Raw genomic sequence first — 4,046 nt, forward strand, 5'->3', positions numbered from 1 at the left:
GCAAAGAGCGTTGCGCTGATGCATAAATATGTCAGTGATTACGAGCATATCCTGGAAAAAGTGTTCGCCGACCCGCACCTCCCAATGGAACTGGCTTCCGAAAAAAAAGCGATCTATAATTACGTATATGTCAAGGGAGGGCTGGATTTTATCCATCTTGGTATGTGGCTTGAGGGATTTGAGTATCTTCGGAAGGCGTTCTGCATGAACCCGATGCGGTGTTTGGGGTATATTTTTATTGTTGTCGGGACGTTTGGTTACCGTAAACTTACAGGCAAGGGAAAAAAAGATTATTTTTAATAACGAAACTGTTCAATTTACATGAAATCCTCGCCCGATGCCTTAGCATAACCTATAGTTCATGATAATTCTTTATCATCCGGAGGCTTACCGTCTGCATGTCTTCATTATCGTTACAGGCAGAAGTCCATTCAACAATATTATCCAGGGTTTTTGTAAGGTTGTATTTCGGGTGCCAGTTCAGCAGATTTTTTGCTTTGCTACTATCAAGTCTCAGATATGTTGCTTCGTGCGGCCCATCTGATACAATACGATAATTTTTCTGGCACGCCATTCTCTCGTACAGATAATCGATGATCCATTTTACCGGTTTATGATCGTTTTCATCTGAACCAAAATTCCAGCACTCATGCAAATCGGATTCCGGGGTATTTTCCATTAATTCGGCAACAAGCAAATATCCCCTCAATGGCTCAAAGACATGCTGCCAGGGCCGAATGCTGTCAGGTGAGCGAATGATAAGGGGTTTATTTTCTGATAGGGATCTGAAGAAATCAGGAATGATACGATCCTTTGCCCAATCTCCCCCTCCTATCACGTTGCCTGCCCGCACCGATGCGATCCCGGTGAATGATGATCCCATATGTTGTGAAAAAAAAGATTTGCGGTATGCTGCAATCACAAGTTCCGCACATGCCTTACTGCTGGAGTAAGGATCAACCCCTCCTAAGGAATCGCACTCTCGGTAAGCCCAGAACCATTCTTTGTTTTGATAGACTTTATCCGTAGTTGCGATAATGACCGCTTTGACAGAATCAACGTTCCTGACTGCTTCTAGGATATTTGCCGTACCGAGTACATTTGTTTCGTATGTCTGGATGGGATTTGCATACGCTTCACGGACCAGTGCCTGGGCAGCAAAGTGAAAGACTACTTCAGGTTTGATCCGTTCGAGATTGTTTTTAAATGCAGCTAAATCTCTGATATCCCCATGAACGGTTTCAGTCAGCTCATCGATGCGGCAGAGTGTGTAGATGTTCGGATTAGTGGGCGGATCCAATGAATAACCGAAGACTTTTGCCCCTAGTGTATGCAGATACAGTGATATCCATGATCCCTTGAATCCGGTATTTCCGGTTATGAGTACTCGTTTATCCTCCCAAAATTCTCGTCCGGGATTGACGTGCTCCTTTTTTTTATTCATTTCCAGATCATCCATGGGGCATTATCCGAAGCCCATAAATCTTCAAGCATTTTCTTGTCTCTTAAGGTATCAAGCGGTTGGAAAAAGTCTGGGTGCTTAAAGGCAACAAGTTGATTATCTGCAGTGAGTCTTTCAAGTGGGCTCTTTTCAAAAACTGAATCATCGCCATCAATGTAATCAAAGACCCGTGGTGTCATTACAAAAAACCCTGCATTGATCCAGTTGCCGTCCCCCAATGGTTTCTCCCGGAATTCTTCAACAATCCCTCCGGAACTTATCTGCATTGCACCAAACCGTCCCAGTGGTTGAGCTGCAGAAACAGTAACAATCCTATCATGGGATTTATGATACTCCACGAGTTTTTTAATATTGATATTGGCTAATCCGTCGCCATATGTTACCATAAACGGCTCGTTATCGATGTACCGCTCTATCCGTTTGATACGTCCCCCGGTCATCGTGTTTAAGCCTGTATCGATAAGGGTGACATTAAACGAATCGGTTCGTTTTGAGAGAAATTTCTTGGAGTTCGTCTCCCCGAAACTATACATTACATCTGAATCGTGTAAGAGAAGATTATCGAAATATTCTTTTATCGCATATCCTTTGTAGCCAAGGCAGATGATGAAATCATTAAATCCATAGTGAAGATAAATCTTCATAATGTGCCATAGGATCGGTTTCCCCCCGATTTCTATCATGGGCTTTGGCTTCAGGGCAGTTTCCTCCCCAATTCTTGTACCAAATCCCCCAGCAAGTATGATAACTTTCATAGTATCCATCTCCCTGAAAGCAGGCGTTTGATTTTTAACCGAATTGACGGTTCAAAGATTCGTGCAAAATTCTTCGCAATTTCATTATTTACTTTCATGTCATTGGTAAATGTAAACTTCGATTGTCCGGAATCCATTGCCACATCGAAATAATTGGTTTTATCAACATGCGTTCCACTCCCGTCATTACCGATATTCTTTATTTTCGAATTAGTCGGGAAAACACAATATGCGTGATTGATATAATGAGTATAACTCCATCGTATTGCCCAGGAATCGATCTTACCCTCAATCTGATCAATTAACATGCCCACCATATCGTTTCCCCCTCGTTTGAACTCCGATTGAGCTTTCTTATCTGAAAAGAAGGAATCGTTTTTATTGATATTCCAGCATGCCTTCAGCCAGCGGTCTTTCCACGTGGCCCATCCCCATGAACCACACCGATAGGAAAGATAGACATCATACGGATAATCATCTGGAATGGTGATTGGGTAATTATACCCGGATATCGAATAGATCCGGTTTTGTTCTTTATAGTAATCCAATGCAGCATTCATGAATGTTAAAAAGAACTGCGAACTTTCAAGATCATCTTCCATGACAATAACTGCATCATATTTCTCAAACACCTGAGAAATACCGGAAATAACCGATTCTGCCAGTCCATAATGCCTTTCGCGCAGTATGATTGTGATCGATTTAAACCCGCTGATCAACCTCAGGTATTCCCTTACTTCTTCAACGTTTTTTTGGGATGTTTCATCTTTAGCCCAATCGGAAAAAATAATCAAATCAGATTTATCTGCGTGTATATTCTTTTGTAGTGTTTCTACCGTGTGCCGTGTATGAACCGGACGGTTATAAACAAAGAGGACTATCGGCGCGTATGTCATGCACGTGACGTACCTATGGGAGAATCAATATCAATAATCTTACGTAAAAGCAGACACTATTGGTGTCTTTTTGGAGTGGAATATCAACAATTTCCTGACACTTGATCGCGCACCCATGTTTAACCTAAAATATTCAAGTCTGTGAACCAATATACTGATAGGAGGATCATTTTAAAAATATTTTGATGATTAATTCTATGACCATTATCGATAAAACCATCACAAAGCACATTCGTGATGCAATTGAATCGCACCGGATCCATCCTGTACTGATTGATATCGGGGCATCCGGAACCCCTCCTGAAATGTGGAGGGATATTGTTAGGGAATCGATCTATATTGGGTTCGATCCCGATCTTCGCGAACTAAAAAAAGATGAGAGCAATGAATTCTATAAATCCATTATTTACAATTCTGCGGTGATCGGAGATGATGTCGGAAAGGAAGTACTGGTCTTCTTAACAAGGTCTCCGTATTGTTCGAGCACTCTGCAACCTGATTATGTATCTCTGGAAAATTTCCTTTTTTTCGATCTTTTTACCGTTGAAAAAACCCAGACTGTCCAGGCATCCAATTTAACTGACCTGTTAAAATCGCAGAATATCCCCCGGATTGACTGGTTCAAGACCGATTCGCAGGGAATAGATTTACGACTATTTCAAAGCCTGAGCAGCGAGATCCAATCCAATGTATTAACTGTTGATATCGAACCCGGATTAATTGACGCCTATATTGGGGAGGATCTCTTTGTCGATGCACACAAATTTCTGATGGGGAATGGATTCTGGCTCTCGAATCTCAATGTATGCGGAACCAGCCGGATAAATAAAACCACATTACCAGAGTTGGCGGCGGCGGATAATCAACTGAATACTGAAAATTTATCGCGGGCCTTAAAAATCAGCCCCGGGTGGTGTGAGGCACGGTATCTGC

The 4,046-nt window shown here is 42.0% G+C and carries 5 protein-coding genes; 2 read left to right on the forward strand and 3 right to left on the reverse strand.

Annotated features, from left to right (window positions below; translation table 11 throughout):
- A partial coding sequence (locus LUQ50_RS12600; protein ID WP_300040191.1) for a hypothetical protein occupies window positions 1-300 on the forward strand: 300 nt, incomplete at its 5' end.
- Between the two features lie 52 nt (window positions 301-352).
- Here the strand turns inward: LUQ50_RS12600 and rfbG are convergent.
- From rfbG to LUQ50_RS12615, 3 genes are read right to left on the reverse strand one after another with little or no spacing between them, the layout of a single operon-like run.
- Entirely contained in the window at window positions 353-1,459 is a 1,107-nt protein-coding gene (gene rfbG / locus LUQ50_RS12605) for a CDP-glucose 4,6-dehydratase (RefSeq protein WP_300040192.1), read from the reverse strand.
- Window positions 1,441-2,217, reverse strand: coding sequence for a glucose-1-phosphate cytidylyltransferase (gene rfbF / locus LUQ50_RS12610; RefSeq protein ID WP_300040193.1), 777 nt, complete (start codon window positions 2,215-2,217; stop codon window positions 1,441-1,443). Before rfbF ends, rfbG begins: the two co-directional genes overlap by 19 nt.
- Entirely contained in the window at window positions 2,214-3,113 is a 900-nt protein-coding gene (locus tag LUQ50_RS12615) for a glycosyltransferase (protein WP_300040194.1), read from the reverse strand. The genes rfbF and LUQ50_RS12615 overlap by 4 nt, the downstream gene beginning before the upstream one ends.
- 197 nt (window positions 3,114-3,310) lie before the next feature.
- Between LUQ50_RS12615 and LUQ50_RS12620 the strand changes: the two genes are divergently transcribed.
- On the forward strand, window positions 3,311-4,046 hold a 736-nt coding region (locus LUQ50_RS12620; protein ID WP_300040195.1), incomplete at its 3' end, for an FkbM family methyltransferase.

Origin of the sequence: Methanospirillum sp., from assembly GCF_028679455.1 — an archaeon.
GTDB lineage: Archaea > Halobacteriota > Methanomicrobia > Methanomicrobiales > Methanospirillaceae > Methanospirillum.